The 16,709-nt window shown below is 33.3% G+C and carries 16 protein-coding genes; 10 read left to right on the top strand and 6 right to left on the bottom strand.

All coding sequences use genetic code 11. The features are described from left to right. Window positions 1–38 precede the first annotated feature (38 nt). On the bottom strand, window positions 39–2,759 hold the full coding sequence (locus tag KPL75_RS05050) for a sensor domain-containing protein (RefSeq protein WP_219919640.1): 2,721 nt from the start codon (window positions 2,757–2,759) through the stop codon (window positions 39–41). Window positions 2,760–3,189: 430 nt separating this feature from the next. Here KPL75_RS05050 and KPL75_RS05045 point away from each other — a divergent pair, with 430 nt between their 5' ends. From KPL75_RS05045 to KPL75_RS05030, 4 genes are all read left to right on the top strand, one after another. Beyond that, on the top strand, window positions 3,190–3,579 hold the full coding sequence (locus KPL75_RS05045; RefSeq protein WP_219921069.1) for a VOC family protein: 390 nt from the start codon (window positions 3,190–3,192) through the stop codon (window positions 3,577–3,579). A gap of 212 nt (window positions 3,580–3,791) precedes the next feature. Further along, window positions 3,792–4,607: an alpha/beta fold hydrolase gene (locus KPL75_RS05040; RefSeq protein WP_219919639.1), complete on the top strand. Its 816-nt coding sequence runs from the start codon at window positions 3,792–3,794 to the stop codon at window positions 4,605–4,607. A 95-nt stretch (window positions 4,608–4,702) separates the two neighbouring features. Continuing rightward, window positions 4,703–5,278 (top strand): histidine phosphatase family protein, encoded by a 576-nt coding sequence (locus tag KPL75_RS05035; RefSeq protein ID WP_033707106.1) that lies wholly within the window; start codon window positions 4,703–4,705, stop codon window positions 5,276–5,278. 321 nt (window positions 5,279–5,599) lie between these two features. Next, on the top strand, window positions 5,600–5,917 hold the full coding sequence (locus KPL75_RS05030) for a hypothetical protein (RefSeq protein ID WP_002146163.1): 318 nt from the start codon (window positions 5,600–5,602) through the stop codon (window positions 5,915–5,917). Window positions 5,918–6,053: 136 nt separating this feature from the next. Here the strand turns inward: KPL75_RS05030 and KPL75_RS05025 are convergent, their stop codons facing one another. After that, window positions 6,054–6,698: a YczE/YyaS/YitT family protein gene (locus tag KPL75_RS05025; RefSeq protein WP_219919638.1), complete on the bottom strand. Its 645-nt coding sequence runs from the start codon at window positions 6,696–6,698 to the stop codon at window positions 6,054–6,056. 182 nt (window positions 6,699–6,880) lie between these two features. On the opposite strand from KPL75_RS05025, the gene pepT reads away from it, so the two are divergent. Next, on the top strand, window positions 6,881–8,113 hold the full coding sequence (gene pepT / locus KPL75_RS05020) for a peptidase T (RefSeq protein ID WP_219919637.1): 1,233 nt from the start codon (window positions 6,881–6,883) through the stop codon (window positions 8,111–8,113). A 39-nt stretch (window positions 8,114–8,152) separates the two neighbouring features. On the opposite strand, the gene KPL75_RS05015 is transcribed toward pepT, so the two are convergent. The 3 genes from KPL75_RS05015 to KPL75_RS05005 are packed head-to-tail and all read right to left on the bottom strand — an operon-like array spanning window position 8,153 to window position 10,168. Then, window positions 8,153–9,064, bottom strand: coding sequence for a DNA-3-methyladenine glycosylase 2 (locus KPL75_RS05015; RefSeq protein ID WP_219919636.1), 912 nt, complete (start codon window positions 9,062–9,064; stop codon window positions 8,153–8,155). Then, window positions 9,061–9,591 (bottom strand): methylated-DNA--[protein]-cysteine S-methyltransferase, encoded by a 531-nt coding sequence (locus KPL75_RS05010; RefSeq protein WP_219921068.1) that lies wholly within the window; start codon window positions 9,589–9,591, stop codon window positions 9,061–9,063. Before KPL75_RS05010 ends, KPL75_RS05015 begins: the two co-directional genes overlap by 4 nt. Next, window positions 9,572–10,168, bottom strand: a complete 597-nt coding sequence (locus tag KPL75_RS05005) for a bifunctional transcriptional activator/DNA repair enzyme AdaA (protein ID WP_219919635.1) — start codon at window positions 10,166–10,168, stop codon at window positions 9,572–9,574. The genes KPL75_RS05010 and KPL75_RS05005 overlap by 20 nt, the downstream gene beginning before the upstream one ends. Window positions 10,169–10,322: 154 nt before the next feature. Between KPL75_RS05005 and KPL75_RS05000 the strand changes: the two genes are divergently transcribed. Beyond that, window positions 10,323–11,081, top strand: a complete 759-nt coding sequence (locus KPL75_RS05000) for an exodeoxyribonuclease III (protein WP_219919634.1) — start codon at window positions 10,323–10,325, stop codon at window positions 11,079–11,081. Window positions 11,082–11,140: 59 nt separating this feature from the next. Here the strand turns inward: KPL75_RS05000 and KPL75_RS04995 are convergent. Next, a protein-coding gene (locus KPL75_RS04995) for an IS3 family transposase (protein ID WP_258237012.1) occupies window positions 11,141–12,474 on the bottom strand; the annotation gives its coding sequence in 2 pieces (ribosomal slippage) (window positions 11,141–12,087 and window positions 12,087–12,474; 1,335 coding nt in all). A 381-nt stretch (window positions 12,475–12,855) separates the two neighbouring features. Between KPL75_RS04995 and KPL75_RS04990 the strand changes: the two genes are divergently transcribed. The 4 genes from KPL75_RS04990 to KPL75_RS04975 are packed head-to-tail and all read left to right on the top strand — an operon-like array spanning window position 12,856 to window position 16,707. Next, window positions 12,856–13,821 (top strand): iron-hydroxamate ABC transporter substrate-binding protein, encoded by a 966-nt coding sequence (locus KPL75_RS04990; protein WP_219919633.1) that lies wholly within the window; start codon window positions 12,856–12,858, stop codon window positions 13,819–13,821. A gap of 27 nt (window positions 13,822–13,848) precedes the next feature. Next, window positions 13,849–14,856, top strand: coding sequence for a FecCD family ABC transporter permease (locus tag KPL75_RS04985; protein ID WP_219919632.1), 1,008 nt, complete (start codon window positions 13,849–13,851; stop codon window positions 14,854–14,856). Then, window positions 14,849–15,871, top strand: a complete 1,023-nt coding sequence (locus KPL75_RS04980) for a FecCD family ABC transporter permease (protein WP_219919631.1) — start codon at window positions 14,849–14,851, stop codon at window positions 15,869–15,871. The genes KPL75_RS04985 and KPL75_RS04980 overlap by 8 nt, the downstream gene beginning before the upstream one ends. A 14-nt stretch (window positions 15,872–15,885) precedes the next feature. Beyond that, window positions 15,886–16,707, top strand: a complete 822-nt coding sequence (locus KPL75_RS04975) for an ABC transporter ATP-binding protein (RefSeq protein ID WP_219919630.1) — start codon at window positions 15,886–15,888, stop codon at window positions 16,705–16,707. The last annotated feature ends 2 nt before the right edge of the window (window positions 16,708–16,709 follow it).

Raw genomic sequence — 16,709 nt, 5'->3', positions numbered from 1 at the left:
TATTATGTAGCCTATTATATTCTGTATAGAGCTATATACTATGGACGAATACCGTTTTCTAGCAGCTTAGTAAATGCATTTGTATAAATAGGTTTACTGTAATAATAACCTTGAATAAACTGACATTTATTTTTTTGAAGGAAATTCACGTGTTCTTTCGTTTCTGCACCTTCAGCGATAACCGACATTCCTAATGTATGTGCTAATGTAATGATCGTTTTAATGATTTCCAGTCCATCTTCACACGTTTCAGACATTGTAATAAATTCTCTCGGGATTTTTAACGTATCGATGGGATATAAAGGTAAGTAGGCTAGCGAAGAATAGCCTGTACCAAAGTCGTCGATTGAAATGTGAACCCCTAAATTTTTTAGTGTACGTAGTTTTATCAATGTTTCTCTCTCATCCATCATTGCAATTCGTTCTGTTAATTCTAGATCGAGAGAACTTGCAGGTAAGCCTGTATTTGCTAATGTAGAAGAAATAGACTTTACAAAGCCTTCTTGTTCAAATTCTTTAGCAGATAGATTTACTCCTATTTTTAAATGTGAATATCCGAGTGCGTGCCAACGTTTCATTTGCTGACAGGCTTGCTGTAATGTCCATTTTCCTATTGGAATAATTTGTAGTGTTTCCTCGGCAATTGGAATAAATTCATATGGAGAAATAACACCTAATTCGGGATGGTTCCATCTGATTAAAGCTTCAGCACCGATAATTTTATTAGATTCACTATCAATCTGAGGTTGATATAAAAGGAATAATTCTTCATTTTGAATTGCATTTGGTAAATCTTTCTCTAATTTTAATCGTCTTTCAATTTTTTTAGCGATTACATCGTCATAAATAGAGACAGAGTTAAGCTCTTTTTCCTTAGCATCATACATTGCAACATTAGCGTTTTTTAAGAGTGTAGCGGTATCGATTCCACCAGATGGATATATAGCAATCCCGATACTAAGTGATAAAGTTAATTTATGCTCATGTATGACAAACGGTTTTTTCATGCTTTCAAATAGTTTGTTACATAACTGGAATAAGGAATCATGGTCTATATAGTTTTCGATTAAAATTGTAAATTCATCGCCACCGATTCTTGACACATGAGTATGTGATGGAAGACATGATTGGAAACGTTTTGCTACTTCTTCTAATATGTAATCACCTGACGAATGTCCAAGTGTATCGTTAATTACTTTAAAGCGATCTAAATCTAAATATAATAATGCAAACTCACTTTGTGTTGTTTGAGCATTATTTATAACTTTTCTTAATTTCTTATGGAAAAAGGCACGGTTCCCAATTTTCGTTACAGTATCATGGAATGCTAAATATTTTATTTCTTCTTGTTGTTTTTTGAGCGCAGTAATATCCTTTACCATAATATAGCTTCCTGAAATTTGCCCATCTATCATAATAGGAACGATGGTAACGTATAAAAAATAAGTAAAGCCATCTTTATATTGAGAACTAAGTTGTAAAGATGCTGATTCTTGTTGTTTAACCTTTTCTAATGCAGATGCTAGTTTATGTTTATCTTCATCTAAAATAATTGAAAAACATGTTTCACCAAGTAACTCGTTCGTTGGTGCTCCAAGTAGTATACTCCCAGCTTTATTTACATTTAAGAATATTCCATTTAAATCAATCGTAAAAATAGGATCAGGGTGATACTCATATAAAGATTTGAATTTTTGTTGTTTTTGAGATAAAGCATCTGATTTTTGGACTAAATCAGAGGTTCTTAAAGTAACTTTTTCTTCTAGTTGAGCATTAAATGCCTGTAAACGTTTTGTTAGGGAATTATTTTGCATACGCACAATAGAATGACGGATGAGTACGAAAACAAAAGTAATACAATTTCCTGTAATGAGAGTTGAAGATGCTGTTTGTTCTTTTAATGTAAACCCGATTAGTATTGCAACAGCAAGATAGGGAAATACGACTAATACTTTTTTTCCTAGTATAGGGTTTACAATGAAATAATTTTTATGACTATTATAATCTTCTGAAATAGCCCCAGCTATTGCGATAAGTAATATAGGTATTCTATATAAAAGACGTAATAACGTTATAGTGTCATTTGCTAAATGGCTACATAAGTAGAAATAAATATAGTTAAAAGTTGCAGAACTTATTAATACAAAAATAAAAATATAAATTTTCCGTTTTGAATTAAAAACAGTTGGACGGAAAAAGAGACTAACACCTAGTAGAAGAAATAATAGGTCTGCAACTGGATATAGAAAGGAGAGAAAAATATCTCCCAGTGAAAGGGAAAATATATTTAAATCTGGCTGATTAAATAAATACCATTCTAATGTAAATATAGAAATGAGTACGATACATAGATCACAAAGAAAGAACGCCTTTTCCCATTTATTGCATTCTTTTAAGATTTTATAGCAGAAAGCGATAAGACAGAAGAATAGAAAAAACATGTAAAATACATCAGAAATAGTAAAGTGATGTATTGGAATTTCGAAGAAGGTATCTTGATATGTATATACTATTTTTCCTAATAAAAAACTCCCAATCGCTATTGTGATACATATCCAAAAAGGGTTTGAACTAACTTTTTTAGAATATATAGAGTAAATTAGTGATATAAATGTAATGGCTTCAACGATGAGTGAAGCGAAGCGTACATTCAAATTTGAAAAATGAGTAGGGAACAGAAAGAAAAACATAGAATAGATTGAAAAGCATATTAACGTTGCGATTAATATACATATTTGTAAATTTTTATTTAATTTCAATAAAATCACCTTCTTAAATTATGCACTATATTCGTAATATCTATACGTAGTAATATTACTTAAGGATTGTATCAGATTTCCTTATAAAAAGCATGCTTATAAGAAAAAAATGAAGAGTATAATACTTCTTAAAATTGAAAAAATGTTGTAGTTAATTATTTTTAGGTTATAAGGAATGTAGATAAAATTTGTATATTTAGTCATTCTGTAAATTTTAAATATTTTTTAGTAATTTGCAAGTGGAGATGCAAAATTGCATATAAAATGATGGAACTTCTCTCTAGATGAGGGGAGTTTTTCGTTATTATAGAGTATTAAGTAAGACCTTTGTATGTACCTATTCTCATACTAATGAGGGATTAAAGAAACGTGTTAATTATATACAATAATATGTAATACAGTAATTGATTTTTAATATGGAGGGAAAATCATCATGAAATGGGTGAAGTTTAGAATAGCACGTCCAACTGATAAATTTGAAGAGGTTATAGCATTCTATGGAAAAGGGTTAGGTTTAAAACGTATAGGTGAATTCTACGATCATGAAGGCTATGATGGGATCATGTTTGGTCTACCAGATGAAGAGTATCATTTAGAATTTACAAGACATATAGATGGGAGCCCTTGTCCGGCTCCGACAAAAGACAATTTACTTGTATTTTACATGCGTGAAGATAGTGAAATGAAAAAAGTGAGTGAAAGGCTGCATGCAATGGGATACGATGAAGTAGAACCAGAAAATCCATATTGGAAAGATAAGGGGATAACGATAGAGGATCCGGATGGTTGGAGAATTGTATTGATGCAAATAGAAGAATGAGGCTAGAGAAGTTTCGAATTTTGATAGAGTGTAAGAAAAGATAAAAAAGTTTCCTTGGAGGAGATACACTCATAGGGAAGCTTTTTTATATTTGTAATCTGAAAATTAAGATTTGAAATTAACTTCTGAAAAGATATAAAATGAGAACGTGTATTCTTCTGAGTTTGAGAGGGTTGTTTTTAAAGGTGAATATAAAAATAGGGAGGTTTTTTATGATATGCCGGATTAGGGATGCAGAAGTATACTATGAAATCATTGGAGAAGGAAAGCCAGTACTTATCATACATGGGTGTGCTCCTGACCATAGATTAATGAAGAGATGTATGGAAACAGTGTTTCAGAAGTCTAAAGGATATCAGCGAATTTATATTGATTTACCTGGAATGGGAAAATCGAATACCCCAGATTGGATAAATAGTTCAGATTGTATATTAGAACTGTTAACTGCATTTATTGAGAAAATCATCCCAACTAAAGATTTTTTACTAGTAGGAGAGTCTTACGGGGGATATTTAGCTAGCGGGATACTTTCAAAGATGTTTGATAGAGTTAATGGATTATTGTTAGTATGTCCTGTTGTTGTAGCGCAACGAGAAAAAAGGCTTCTTCCAGATAAACAGGTAATTGTAAGAGATGAAGAATTTTTAAACGCGCTTACTTCAACCGAAAGGGAAGAATTTTGTGAATTAGCAGTGGTTGCGAATGAGTATACATATAAGCGTTTCAAAGAAGAAATTAAGCCTGGGCTAGATATTGCTAATGATGGGTTTATTGAAAGATTACAAAAGAGTTACTCTCTTACTTTGGACTTCCAGCATAAAAAATATGAGAAACCCGTTCTTTTTTTAGCTGGAAGACAAGATATATCGGTAGGTTATCAAGATATTGTAGGAATCATTGAAGATTATCCAAGAGCAACATTAGCGGTATTAGATATGGCGGGACATAATTTGCAAATTGAACAACCTGAATTATTTGAGAGTTTAGTTTCGGAGTGGGTTAGACGAACTGCTCAGCAAAGTTCATAAAAGAAGAATAAATTAATATTTTGATTGTGTTCAAGTTTTGATACGGAAAAGATTAAATTAAGTAATTAACTTATAAATATTTTCAAGGAGGAATTATGAATACATATATCTATATGGTTAGGCATGGTGAATCGCCAAAATTAGAAGGAAATGAAAGAACACGTGGATTAACTGAGAAGGGAATTTTAGATGCTCATAGAGTAACTGAGATATTAGAAACAGAGGGAATTGATACTTTCATTTCAAGTCCGTATAAGAGGGCTATGTTAACGATAGAAAAGTCAGCTAATTACCATGAAAAAGAAATAGTAGTATATGAAAATCTCAAAGAGTGTAGGTTTTTAAGTGAGGATAAGATTATATCAGATAAGGAAGTGTATCCACTCGTAAAGAAGATGTTCTCTAATCCAGATTTCACACTAACTGGAGGAGAATCGTATGTGGATTGTCAGAGAAGAGTAGTGAAAATATTAAAAGAAATATTAATGGATTTTCAAGGACATAAAATTGTAGTTGGTACACATGGGCTTGTAATGACATTGATGATGAACTATTTTGATAACCAATATGGGCTTGAATTTTTAATGAATACATCAAAACCAGACGTATATAAGCTAGAATTTAAAGACGAGCAATTAATAAATGTAGAGAGATTATGGAGAGAAGAATGAAATGGAGTATATAGAGTGTGTTTTAAAAGTTACTTTTGAAACACACTCTTTTTTTGAAGAGAAAGCACCTTTATCAACTATTTTTAGAATGTTAAATCAATAAGTAATTATTCAGTTTTTGAATAGTTTATTGAGAAATTGGTTTAGGGAAACAACTTTAAATGTGACAAAACTCCAAACGCTGGATTTATATTCAATAGGAGAAAAAGATGTAGAATTTTGTCTTCTTGTACGTGTTTACTTTTCATTTCGTTACATATAGGCTTTGTGGTGTAAGGGGGGACATCGCCTTTACACTAAAATTATAAGGAGGTCATTGTGATGAAAAAAATGAAAAAATTTGCAGGAGTAGCTCTAGCGGGTTCAATTGGATTAAGTGGATTACTTTTTTTAGAACCAAGTGTAAGCGCTGCAGAAACAATGCAAGTGAAAGAGGAGAAGTTCAATGCTATTAATGTAGCGATGAATCAAAGTGAATCTTATTTATTGAGTGGTAGAAGTATTGATATTCTTTCAGGAGATAAAGAAGCGGTACAATTAAGTAATTATACAGTTCAGTTCAATAAACCAGGTAAGTACGTTATTAGAGTAAATGGTTGTATTTATAATGATGTATATACTTTTATTGTGAATGAGTAGTATATGCTTTTGATGTTTAATTAAATATATATTATCGGATGAAAAAAGAAACACCCTATTTGCGGTGGGAATCGTAAATAGGGTGAATTATTTGTAAGAAAGTTAATGAAAAGAGTAATTGGTATTAAGTTATGTTTTATATATTTTCATTAATTTGCTCTTTGTTTTTGTTATGTAAAATATGTAAGAGTGCTTGAAATATCTTAAATGATTGCTGAAAGATTGGACTTTGAATAAAAGTGTATAGAAAAGTTACGATGAAAACAGGACCTCCTAGCATATATCCAATAACTAGTACAACGCATTCTACAATGATTCGAGCCCGGCTAATAGACAGTCCAGTTTTGTCAGAAATAGTAAGCATGAATCCATCGCGTGGTCCAGCACCAATTCCAGCCGCAACGTACATACCGCCCCCAATACCTGTAATTACAATACCAGAAAACAAAATGAATAAGTTTATCCATAAATAATCAGTAGCGTTTGGAAGGATGTTTGATTGTAAGAAAAAGTCCATAATAGGACCGATAAGTAGTGCATTTAAAAATGTGCCCACGTTTATATATTTTCGATCTACTAGTAAAGAAATGAGAACGAGGCATAATCCACATATGACACTCCACGTACCAATGGTCCACCCAAATCTTTGGTAGAGGGCCATATTTAAAACTTCCCAAGGGTGTAAACCGAGGAATTTAACTTTGACTGCGAGAGCATTTCCAAGTCCAAAGAAAATTAATCCTAGGAAAAAAAGAAAATAGCGAAAGAGAGTTAGCCTCATCTTTAAAACCTCCCAATATATAATGATGTATATTACATGTTTGAATTCCAATGTACAAATATTATGTCTTTTTATGATTTATTAAAAATGTAAATGGATATATATTTTCACAGTCAAAAAAGTTAAAATATTTCGTTTTAAGGATTATAATAGAGAGAGAACTATAAAAGAAGTGAACGAATTTGAAACAAGAACTAATTGAAAGATTTACGAGATATGTAAAGATTGATACACAATCAAATGAAGAAAGTCATACAGTGCCTACAACACCAGGACAAATTGAATTTGGTAAGTTACTAGTGGAAGAGTTAAAAGAGATTGGATTATCAGAAGTGACGATGGATGATAATGGTTACGTAATGGCAACACTGCCTGCTAATACAGATAAGGATGTTCCTGTAATCGGCTTTTTAGCTCATTTAGACACAGCAACAGACTTTACGGGGAAAAACGTAAAACCACAAATTCATGAAAATTTTGATGGTAATGCAATTACGTTAAATGAAGAGCTAAATGTTGTGTTAACACCAGAGCAGTTCCCGGAATTACCATCATATAAAGGACATACCATTATTACAACTGATGGTACAACACTTCTAGGAGCAGATGATAAAGCTGGTCTTACAGAAATCATGGTCGCAATGAATTATTTAATACATAATCCGCAAATTAAGCATGGAAAAATAAGAGTAGCATTCACACCAGATGAAGAGATTGGTCGTGGGCCAGCTCATTTTGATGTAGAAGCGTTTGGTGCAACGTTTGCTTATACGATGGACGGAGGTCCATTAGGCGGTTTAGAATATGAGAGTTTTAACGCTGCAAGCGCTAAATTAACTTTTAGAGGGACAAATACACATCCTGGAACAGCGAAAAACAAAATGCGTAACGCAAGTAAACTTGCTATGGAGTTTAATGGGTATCTACCGGTAGAAGATGCACCAGAATATACGGAAGGTTATGAAGGATTCTATCATTTACTTTCTTTAAATGGTGATGTTGAGCAAAGTAAAGCTTACTATATTATTCGAGATTTTGATCGTAATCATTTTGAAGCGCGTAAAAATAACATTAAAGATATTGTGAAAAACATGCAAGAGAAGTACGGTGAAGATGTGGTCGTTTTAGAAATGAATGATCAATACTATAACATGCTTGAAAAAATTGAACCAGTGAGAGAAATTGTTGATATTGCATATGAAGCGATGAAAAGTTTAAATATCGAACCGAACATTCACCCGATTCGCGGTGGAACAGATGGATCACAATTATCATATATGGGATTACCGACGCCAAATATTTTCACTGGTGGTGAAAACTACCACGGTAAATTTGAATATGTTTCGGTAGATACTATGGAAAAAGCTGTTCAAGTTATTGTAGAAATCGCAAGACGATTTGAAGAACAAGCCTAAAAAAGAACCAAGTAGTACGAATGTGCTACTTGGTTCTTTTTAATATAGCACGCGCCATAAATAAAAAGTCGCATAAGATTCCCAATTTATCCAATTTGTCGCAAAGTTTTTTATTTCATTTTTAGTCGGTTTATTTTCGGAACCTTTTATAAATTTAATTGCATTATGTAGACCAACATCATCAATTGGAAAGGCTGAAGGGAAGCGTAAACAGCGCATTAAAACATAGTGGGCAGTCCATGGTCCTATACCATGGATAGCGGTTAATTGTTTTTCAGCAAGCTTTACATCTTGTGTTTGTAGTAATGATTCTTTTGATAGTTTCCCTTCTGTAATAAGCTTCGCAATACCGATTAAATATTCACATTTTCTAGTCGTCATTTTTAATTTTTTAAGATCCTCTACATGTAAATTTGCAATTGTTTCAGGTGATGGAAATATCCTATGTTTTCTATCGTTCCATTTTACGTAACTTCCAAATTGTTCAACCAATCTTCTTTTTAGCGTATAAGCATATGCGAGGTTAATTTGTTGACCGATAATTCCCCAGGAAAGTGCTTCAAATAAATCTGGAATACCTAATGTGCGAAGCCCATAATACTCTTGAATAGGACCTTGAAGGAGTGGGTCATGTTTAGCTAATGTATAAAAGGGAGCTAAATCGGTAGTTAAATCAAACCACTCTTTTACATAGTTAACTACAGCATCGCATACCCATTTTTCAGAGTTATAGGATTCTCCTAAAAAACGTATTTGAATATTTCCGTCAGTATTTATACTAATTTCAACTAAAGGATTTACATGTTCAACAGGGATGACTTTATAAATTTTGTTATCTTCAATGTGAAACATACATTCATTGTTAGAACGTGATAGATAGCGTAAGTTTTCTTGGAAATTAAATTCTTTTGGAGCTGCTAAAGTCAATGTGCTATTATATTCTGCTGTCATATGAATTCCACCTGTAACTTTTCTAATGTAAGCAATTCTTCCTTCATTTCTAGTCCCCCTCTAAAACCAGTTAGTTTTCCATTTTTTCCTATAACGCGATGGCAAGGAATTGTAATAAGAAGAGGGTTGGCCGCAATAGCAGAAGCAACGGCACGCACAGCTGTAGGTTTTTGAATTCTTTCTGCAATTTCTGAATAAGAATAGGTCTTCCCGTAAGGAATTTCACGTACCGTATTCCAAACGGATAATTGAAAAGCAGTTCCGTAAGCATCGATAGGGAAAGTAAAAGTTTTACGCTTGTTTTCTAAATACTCGATAATTTCTTTCTTATATGTTTGCATGTAATCTGGATTGCAAGTCAATATATGTTGGGGCTGTTTTTTTCTAGCCCATATATTTAGTTCTTCAAAGTTTGCATCTTGTGATCCAATGAAACAAAGTCCATTTTCAGTTGCAGCAATATGAAAGCACCAATTTTTATGTGTAAGTAGCGTCCAATATATAGATTTATTTTTGTAGGAATTCATCATTGTCTCCCTCTTTCATTACGTTCTTCTTTCGATATTCAGTAGGAGTAAATCCAGTTTTCTTTTTAAATAAAGTTGCGAAATACTCTTGGTTTTCTATCCCGACAGCAGTACTAATTTCCTTAACGGATTGCTTTGCATGTGAAAGATATTCCGTCGCTTTCATAATCCTGAATTGCTGTATATATTCTATTGGGCTAATTCCTGTCATTCTTTTGAAAGTGCGTTGTAAATGAAAGGGGCTACCGTGGCACATTTCCGCCAGTATGTCGAGAGTTAATACTTCGTCAAAATGCTTTTCAATATACTCTTTAATTTGTTCTACCCACTCTTCATTTGGTAAAGTGATCCCATTTGGTTTACAACGTTTGCACGGACGAAAGTTTTCCTGCAATGCTTGCTCTGCATGAAGAAAAATCCGTACATTGTTTTGATTCGGTATTCTTGATTTACACGATGGTCGGCAAAAGATACCAGTTGATTTCACAGCATAAAAGAATTTGTGGTCATAGGAAGAATCGTTATGAATAATTGCTTGCCAATACTCACTTGTTAACGTAAATCCTTCATTGTGCAAAGAACATCACCTCTGAAATTAGTATAGCCTGAATAAAGTGCGTATGTACGTATTCAAAAATGTAAGAGCAAGATTACAAAGATGAAAATATGATTGTTTTTTTATTTTGTGATAGCATGAACTTTGAAAGTGAACAGCAAGAGGAGGATTATAAGTGAAGTTAATTTCATGGAATGTAAATGGTTTGCGTGCAGTTATCGCAAAAGGCGGATTGTTAGAATATCTTGAGGAATCCAATGCAGATATATTTTGTCTACAAGAAATTAAATTACAATGTGGACAAATTGATTTAAATCCAGAGGGATATTATACATATTGGAATTATGCTGTGAAAAAAGGCTATTCAGGAACGGCAATTTTTACGAAAAAAGAACCAATTTCTGTTACATATGGTTTAGGAATTGAAGAGCATGATCAAGAAGGACGAGTTATTACATTGGAATTCGATGATTTTTATTTGATAACACTGTATACACCAAACTCAAAACGAGGATTAGAACGTTTAGATTACAGAATGAAATGGGAAGACGATTTCCGGGCGCATATTAAGCGATTAGATGAAAAGAAACCGGTTATTTTCTGTGGAGATTTAAATGTTGCTCATAAAGAAATAGATTTAAAAAACCCAAAAAGTAATCGCAAAAACCCTGGATTTTCTGATGAAGAAAGGGAGAAGTTCACACTTGCTTTAGAAGAAGGGTTTGTTGATACGTATCGTTATCTTTATCCTAACCAGGAAGGAGCATACTCTTGGTGGTCATATCGTATGGGAGCAAGAGCGAAAAATATTGGATGGCGTTTAGATTATTTTGTTGTCTCGGAAAGAATAAAAAATCAAATAATAGATGCGAAAATTAACAGTGAAGTAATAGGATCAGACCATTGTCCAGTTGAATTGCATATAAATTTCTAAAAAAAAGAAGTATCTTCCTGATTAATCTGTACCCTTTGTAAAGGACATTTTAAAAAAAGTTAGGCGGCATCAAGAAGATGATTTCTGTATTCAACAGGAGTCATCTTCTTTAAATTCCATTGATATCTATGCTGATTATAGTATTTCATATAGTCTTTAATTTCTTGTTTTAACTGAGGGAAAGACGTACAAGTTTTTATGTGTGCTTCATCTTTAAAGTGCCCGAAAAAAGATTCTTGAGGGGCATTATCCCAACAGTTTCCTCGTCTTGACATAGATTGTCCCAGCTTTAATTTTTTGACTAATTTTTGATAAGTAGGACTTGTGTAATGAGCTCCTTGATCTGAATGAATATAGGCACCTTCCGTTAATCGCACTCTCTTATTCTTCTTTAGTTTGTGAAGAGTCGTCGTTGCGATATCTAGTGTAAGTCGTTCTGAAACATGATACGCCAAAATTTCATTTGTGGACCCGTCTAGAATGGTAGATAAATATCCTTTCTGATTCTTACCATAAAACAGGTATGTGATATCTGTCAGAAGTACCTTTCCAGGTGTACCTTGCCTGAATTCTCGCTTTAATTGATTCGGTACCACGAAGTGTTCTTTCGTCGCTTTCAACATTCTTTTATAGGGATTCGCTTTACGAATGGGACAGATTATCCCATATTTTTTCATGATTCTACGGATACGTTTCAAATTGTAGACAACTTGAAATTGACCCGCCAATGTCATTTTGATTTGACGCGCCCCTTTCTTTCGATTTTTAAATTGAAATGCCTTTAATATGAGTTTCTTCACCACTTCATCTTGATGTATTCTTTCTTCTCGCCTACTTTGAGAAGTGGTGGAAAAATAATTATAGTATCCAGAACGCGAAACACCTGCAATTTTACACAAATATCTCACCATATTTTTTAGGCTATATTTTCCAATAATAGAACGAATTAATAGGTACTTTTGACTAGGTTGTAACGTTATTTTTTTCCCATCCTCCCTTCCATAAATTTGATCTTTTTTAACAGCTCATTTTCAGCTTTTAATAAGTTTCGTTCCGCTTCCAAACGTGCATATTTCTCTTCTAATGTAAGCTCTCTTTCTAGCTTTCTTCCCGAGTTTTCCTTACGTGTATCTCTTAAACCAAACACACCATTTTCCTTATAGGAAGTACGCCATCTATTTCCTGATGACACAGCACGTTGTAGACCGATGATGTCTATATCAAATCCACATTCTTCAAAAATAATACGAGGTGGTTTTCCCTTTTCATTTTCTTCAATAAAGATACGTTTAAATTCATCTGTGTAGGTAATGCCTTTCTCACTTACAGATTTTACGTATGGATTCTTCGATAGGTTTTGTGTTTCCTTTGTGGTGAATAATTTTTTTGTCATTCTGAATGTTCTCCGATTCTAATTTTCTTCTTATTATACAAGAAATACCCTATCGAATAGACTTTTTTAAGTGTCTATTCGATAGGGTACAGTTTACATAGCGGGGATACTTCTTTTTTTATTCAATTTGTTAAAATTTTTCAAATCATTCTTGAAATAATTTAATATTAAATATATACTTAGTAACGATAATCATTATCACTGAAAGTGATTATCAACGGATGGGGTGTAAAAAAGAATTATAGTTTAGGGGAAGTGAACGAGAATGAGTTCCGGATAAAATCATTAATCTATGAAATATATGTATGGGACAAGTTTCATGTAGTTAAGTTTTTATATAAAAATAATCTATTTACAGATTTCGAGAGGAGATATATAAAGATGAACAAGAAATTATTTACATTAGGGATGATAACAGTTTTAAGTGTAGGGTTAGCAGCATGTAATAGTGCAGATAAAACTTCAGGAGAACAAAAACAACAAACAAAGGCTAGTGAGACGAAAAAAGACGAAAAACGAAAAATTACATATTTAGGTAAAGAATATACAGTGCCAGCAAAAGTAGATAAAATTGCGACAGCTAGTTTAGAGTCAATGGAAGATGCGGCAGTACTTGGAATTAAACCAGTTGGAGCGATTACTGTAGGTGGTAAATTACCAAAGTATCTTGAAAAAGATTTAGAAGGTGCAAAATCTGTAGGAGAGAAAATGGAACCGAATTTCGAAACATTACTTCAATTAAAACCAGATGTTATTACATCAAGTACGAAATTCCCAGCAGAAACAGCTGAGAAGTTTACAAAAGTAGCTCCTACATTCCCGGTATCACACGTTTCAACAAATTGGGAAGATAACTTAAAGTTAATGGGAGAACTAACTGGTAAAAAAGATAAAGCAGAAAAAATTATTAAAGATTACAATACAGACGCTGAAAAAGCAAAAACAAAACTTGGAGATAAGTTAAAAGATAAAAAAGTACTTGTCATTAGACTAAGAGCAAACGACCTATTCCTATACCCAGAAGGAGTATACTTTAATCCTGTCATTTATAAAGATCTTGGATTAACTGCTCCAGAACAACTTAAAACTGTAAAAGCACAAGAAAAAATTTCTTTAGAAAAACTTGCTGAAGTTAATCCTGATTATATCTTCTTACAATACGAGGCAAGCGAAAATAATAAACCAAAAGTGCTAGAAGACATTGAAAAAAATCCAATTTGGCAAAGTATGAATGCTGCGAAGGAAAAGAAAGTATTTGTAAACGTTGTAGATCCGATGGCGCAAGGTGGTACAGCTTGGAGTAAAACAGCATTCTTAAAAGAAGCAGTAAAAAATTTATCTAAATAATACAATAGGTAAGGTGCGTTGAATGATATGCAGAAAACTAATGCAGTACCAGTAACTATATTATGTATAGCACCCATACTCATCTTATTTACAGTTATACTTTCTATTTTGTATGGGGCAAAAAGTATTGATGTTGAAACAGTGTGGAACGCATTATTTCATTTTGATTCAAGCGATGTAGATCATAATATTATTATTACTTCACGTTTACCAAGGGTAGTTGCAGCTCTTTTAGTCGGAGCATTTCTAGCCATATCAGGAGCACTTATGCAGGGGATGACAAGAAACTATCTTGCATCCCCTTCTATTATGGGTGTGACGGATGGTGCAGCCTTTGTTATTACACTTAGTATGATTTTCCTTCCAGGAATGTCATCGATCGGTATGGTTTTATGTTCAATGATTGGATCTGCACTAGGAGCCGGTATCGTGTTCGGTTTTGGTTCACTCCTTCAAAATGGCTTATCCCCTGTTAGATTAGCAATTATAGGAACAGTTATTGGAACATTTTTAAGCAGTGTATCGGCCGCGATGGCTTCATATTTCCAAATTTCTCAAAATGTTAGTTTTTGGTTTAATGCAAAGTTAGATCAAGTGGATCCTAATATAATTAAAATTACGATACCTTTTGGGATAATTGGGATAATTTTAGCACTGTTCATATCAAAATCTATTACCATTCTTTCTTTAGGAGAAGAAGTTTCTATTAATCTAGGACAGCGTACAAAACTAGTTAAAGCAATGGCGATTTTATCAGTAATTTTTTTAACTGGAACGGCAGTTGCTTTAGTTGGGAAAATTGGTTTTGTAGGTTTAATTATTCCGCATATTACTCGCTTTATAATTGGGGTAGATTATAAGTGGATTTTGCCATGTGCAGGCGTTATTGGTGGAATTTTCTTAGCATTATGTGATGTATTAAGTAGATTTGTAAACTATCCATTTGAAACGCCAATTGGAGTTGTTACATCTTTAATTGGAATTCCATTCTTCCTTTATTTAATCCGTACAAGAGGAGGAGAGAGACATGCCTAAAAGTTCAAGTCAACGTTTTGGAATGACGATGGGGATTATTATATTTTTAATTTTTAGTGCAATTTATATTAGTTTAACGAATGGTACGTTCGACATTACGATTACAGATGTATTTAAAACACTCTTTAGAATAGACCCAGTACCAGAGCATGATTTAGTTATTTTTGATTTTCGTCTTCCGCGCATTATAATTGCTGGATTAGTAGGATTAGGATTAGGCGTTGCGGGTGCCGTTATTCAAGGGATTACGAGAAATGGATTGGCAGATCCGGGTATTTTAGGAGTAAATGCCGGGGCAGGAACAGCCATCGTCATTTTTATGTTTTTCTTTCAAGGACAATTAAAGAGCACAGACTGGGTTTCTATTATGATGATGCCAATGTTTGGTTTAGTTGGTGGATTAGGTGCAGCTATCATAATCTATCTGTTTTCTTGGAAAAACGGTAAGTTAGATTCACAGCGACTTTTGTTAACAGGGATTGCAATTGGATCAGGATTTGGAGCATTCTCTATGTATTTATCACTCAAAATGAAGTCAACTGATTTTGAAATGGCTGCAGTTTGGGTATCTGGAAGTATATATAGTGCAAACTGGAAGTATATTGTTGCTATGTTACCGTGGCTTATCATTTTAATTCCGCTTATACAAAAGAAAGCTTATTTATTAGATTTATTTCAATTGGAAGAAACGAGTATTACAAGTTTAGGTGTTGCAGTAGAACGAGAGAAATCAATTTTACTATTAAGTAGTATCGGACTTGTGAGTGCATGTGTTGCTGTTTCAGGAAGTATTGGTTTCATCGGATTAATGGCACCGCATATAGCGAAAAGGCTCGTCGGTATTCAGCATAAATATATAATTCCTACGTGCGGAGTAATCGGAATGTTTCTTGTAATTGCTTCAGACTTTATTGCAAAAACAGTTTTCACACCTATAGAGTTACCAGTTGGAATTGTTATTTCTATTGTCGGTGTACCGTATTTCTTATATTTACTTTATAAGGCGAAAGCGTAAGAGGGGGAATAGAAGTGAGTATTTTAAGTGCAAAAAATTTAGAAACGAGTTATGAAAAGCTTACAGTGTTTCGCGATTTAAATGTGGAAATACAAGAAGGAAAAGTAACGACAATTATAGGGCCAAACGGGTGCGGGAAATCAACACTATTAAAAACGATGGGACGAATTTTAAAGCAAAAAAGTGGTAAAGTGTATTTGCAAGGACAGGATTTAAATACAATTCCAACGAAAGAAATTGCGAAGCAGTTAGCTTTACTCCCGCAAACTCCGATTGCACCAGGAGAGCTTAAAGTAGAAGAATTGATCTCTTATGGACGCTATCCACATCGAAATAACGTAAATAAGTTAACCTCAAAAGATAAAGAGATGATTGATTGGGCATTAGATATAACGAAAACATCTGCTTTTCGAACGAGACAAATTACAAATTTATCAGGTGGTCAACGACAAAAGGTATGGCTAGCAATGGCGTTAGCGCAAGAAACGGAAGTGTTGCTATTAGATGAACCAACTACATATCTTGATATGTCCCACCAATTAGATGTATTACAAATTGTAGAGAAATTAAATAAAGAACATAATTGTACGGTTGTTATGGTATTACATGATATTAACCATGCAGCAAGGTTTTCAGATGAAATCATTGCAATGAAAGAAGGGGAAATTGTTACAACTGGTAGCCCAGAAGAAATAATTACAAATGAAGTATTAAAAGAAGTATTTCATATTGATGCGCGTGTCATGATTGATCCGTATAATGGGTCTCCTGTTTGTTTCGGCTACGATAGCGTTGTATCTCAAGAAGAGAAAGTAGAAATATATGTAACAAGTTAACA

The sequence above is a fragment of the Bacillus sp. NP247 genome, assembly GCF_018966865.1.
Lineage (GTDB): Bacteria > Bacillota > Bacilli > Bacillales > Bacillaceae_G > Bacillus_A.
Note: the sequence above shows the minus strand (reverse complement) of the source record. Positions and strands in the feature narration are given on the sequence as shown.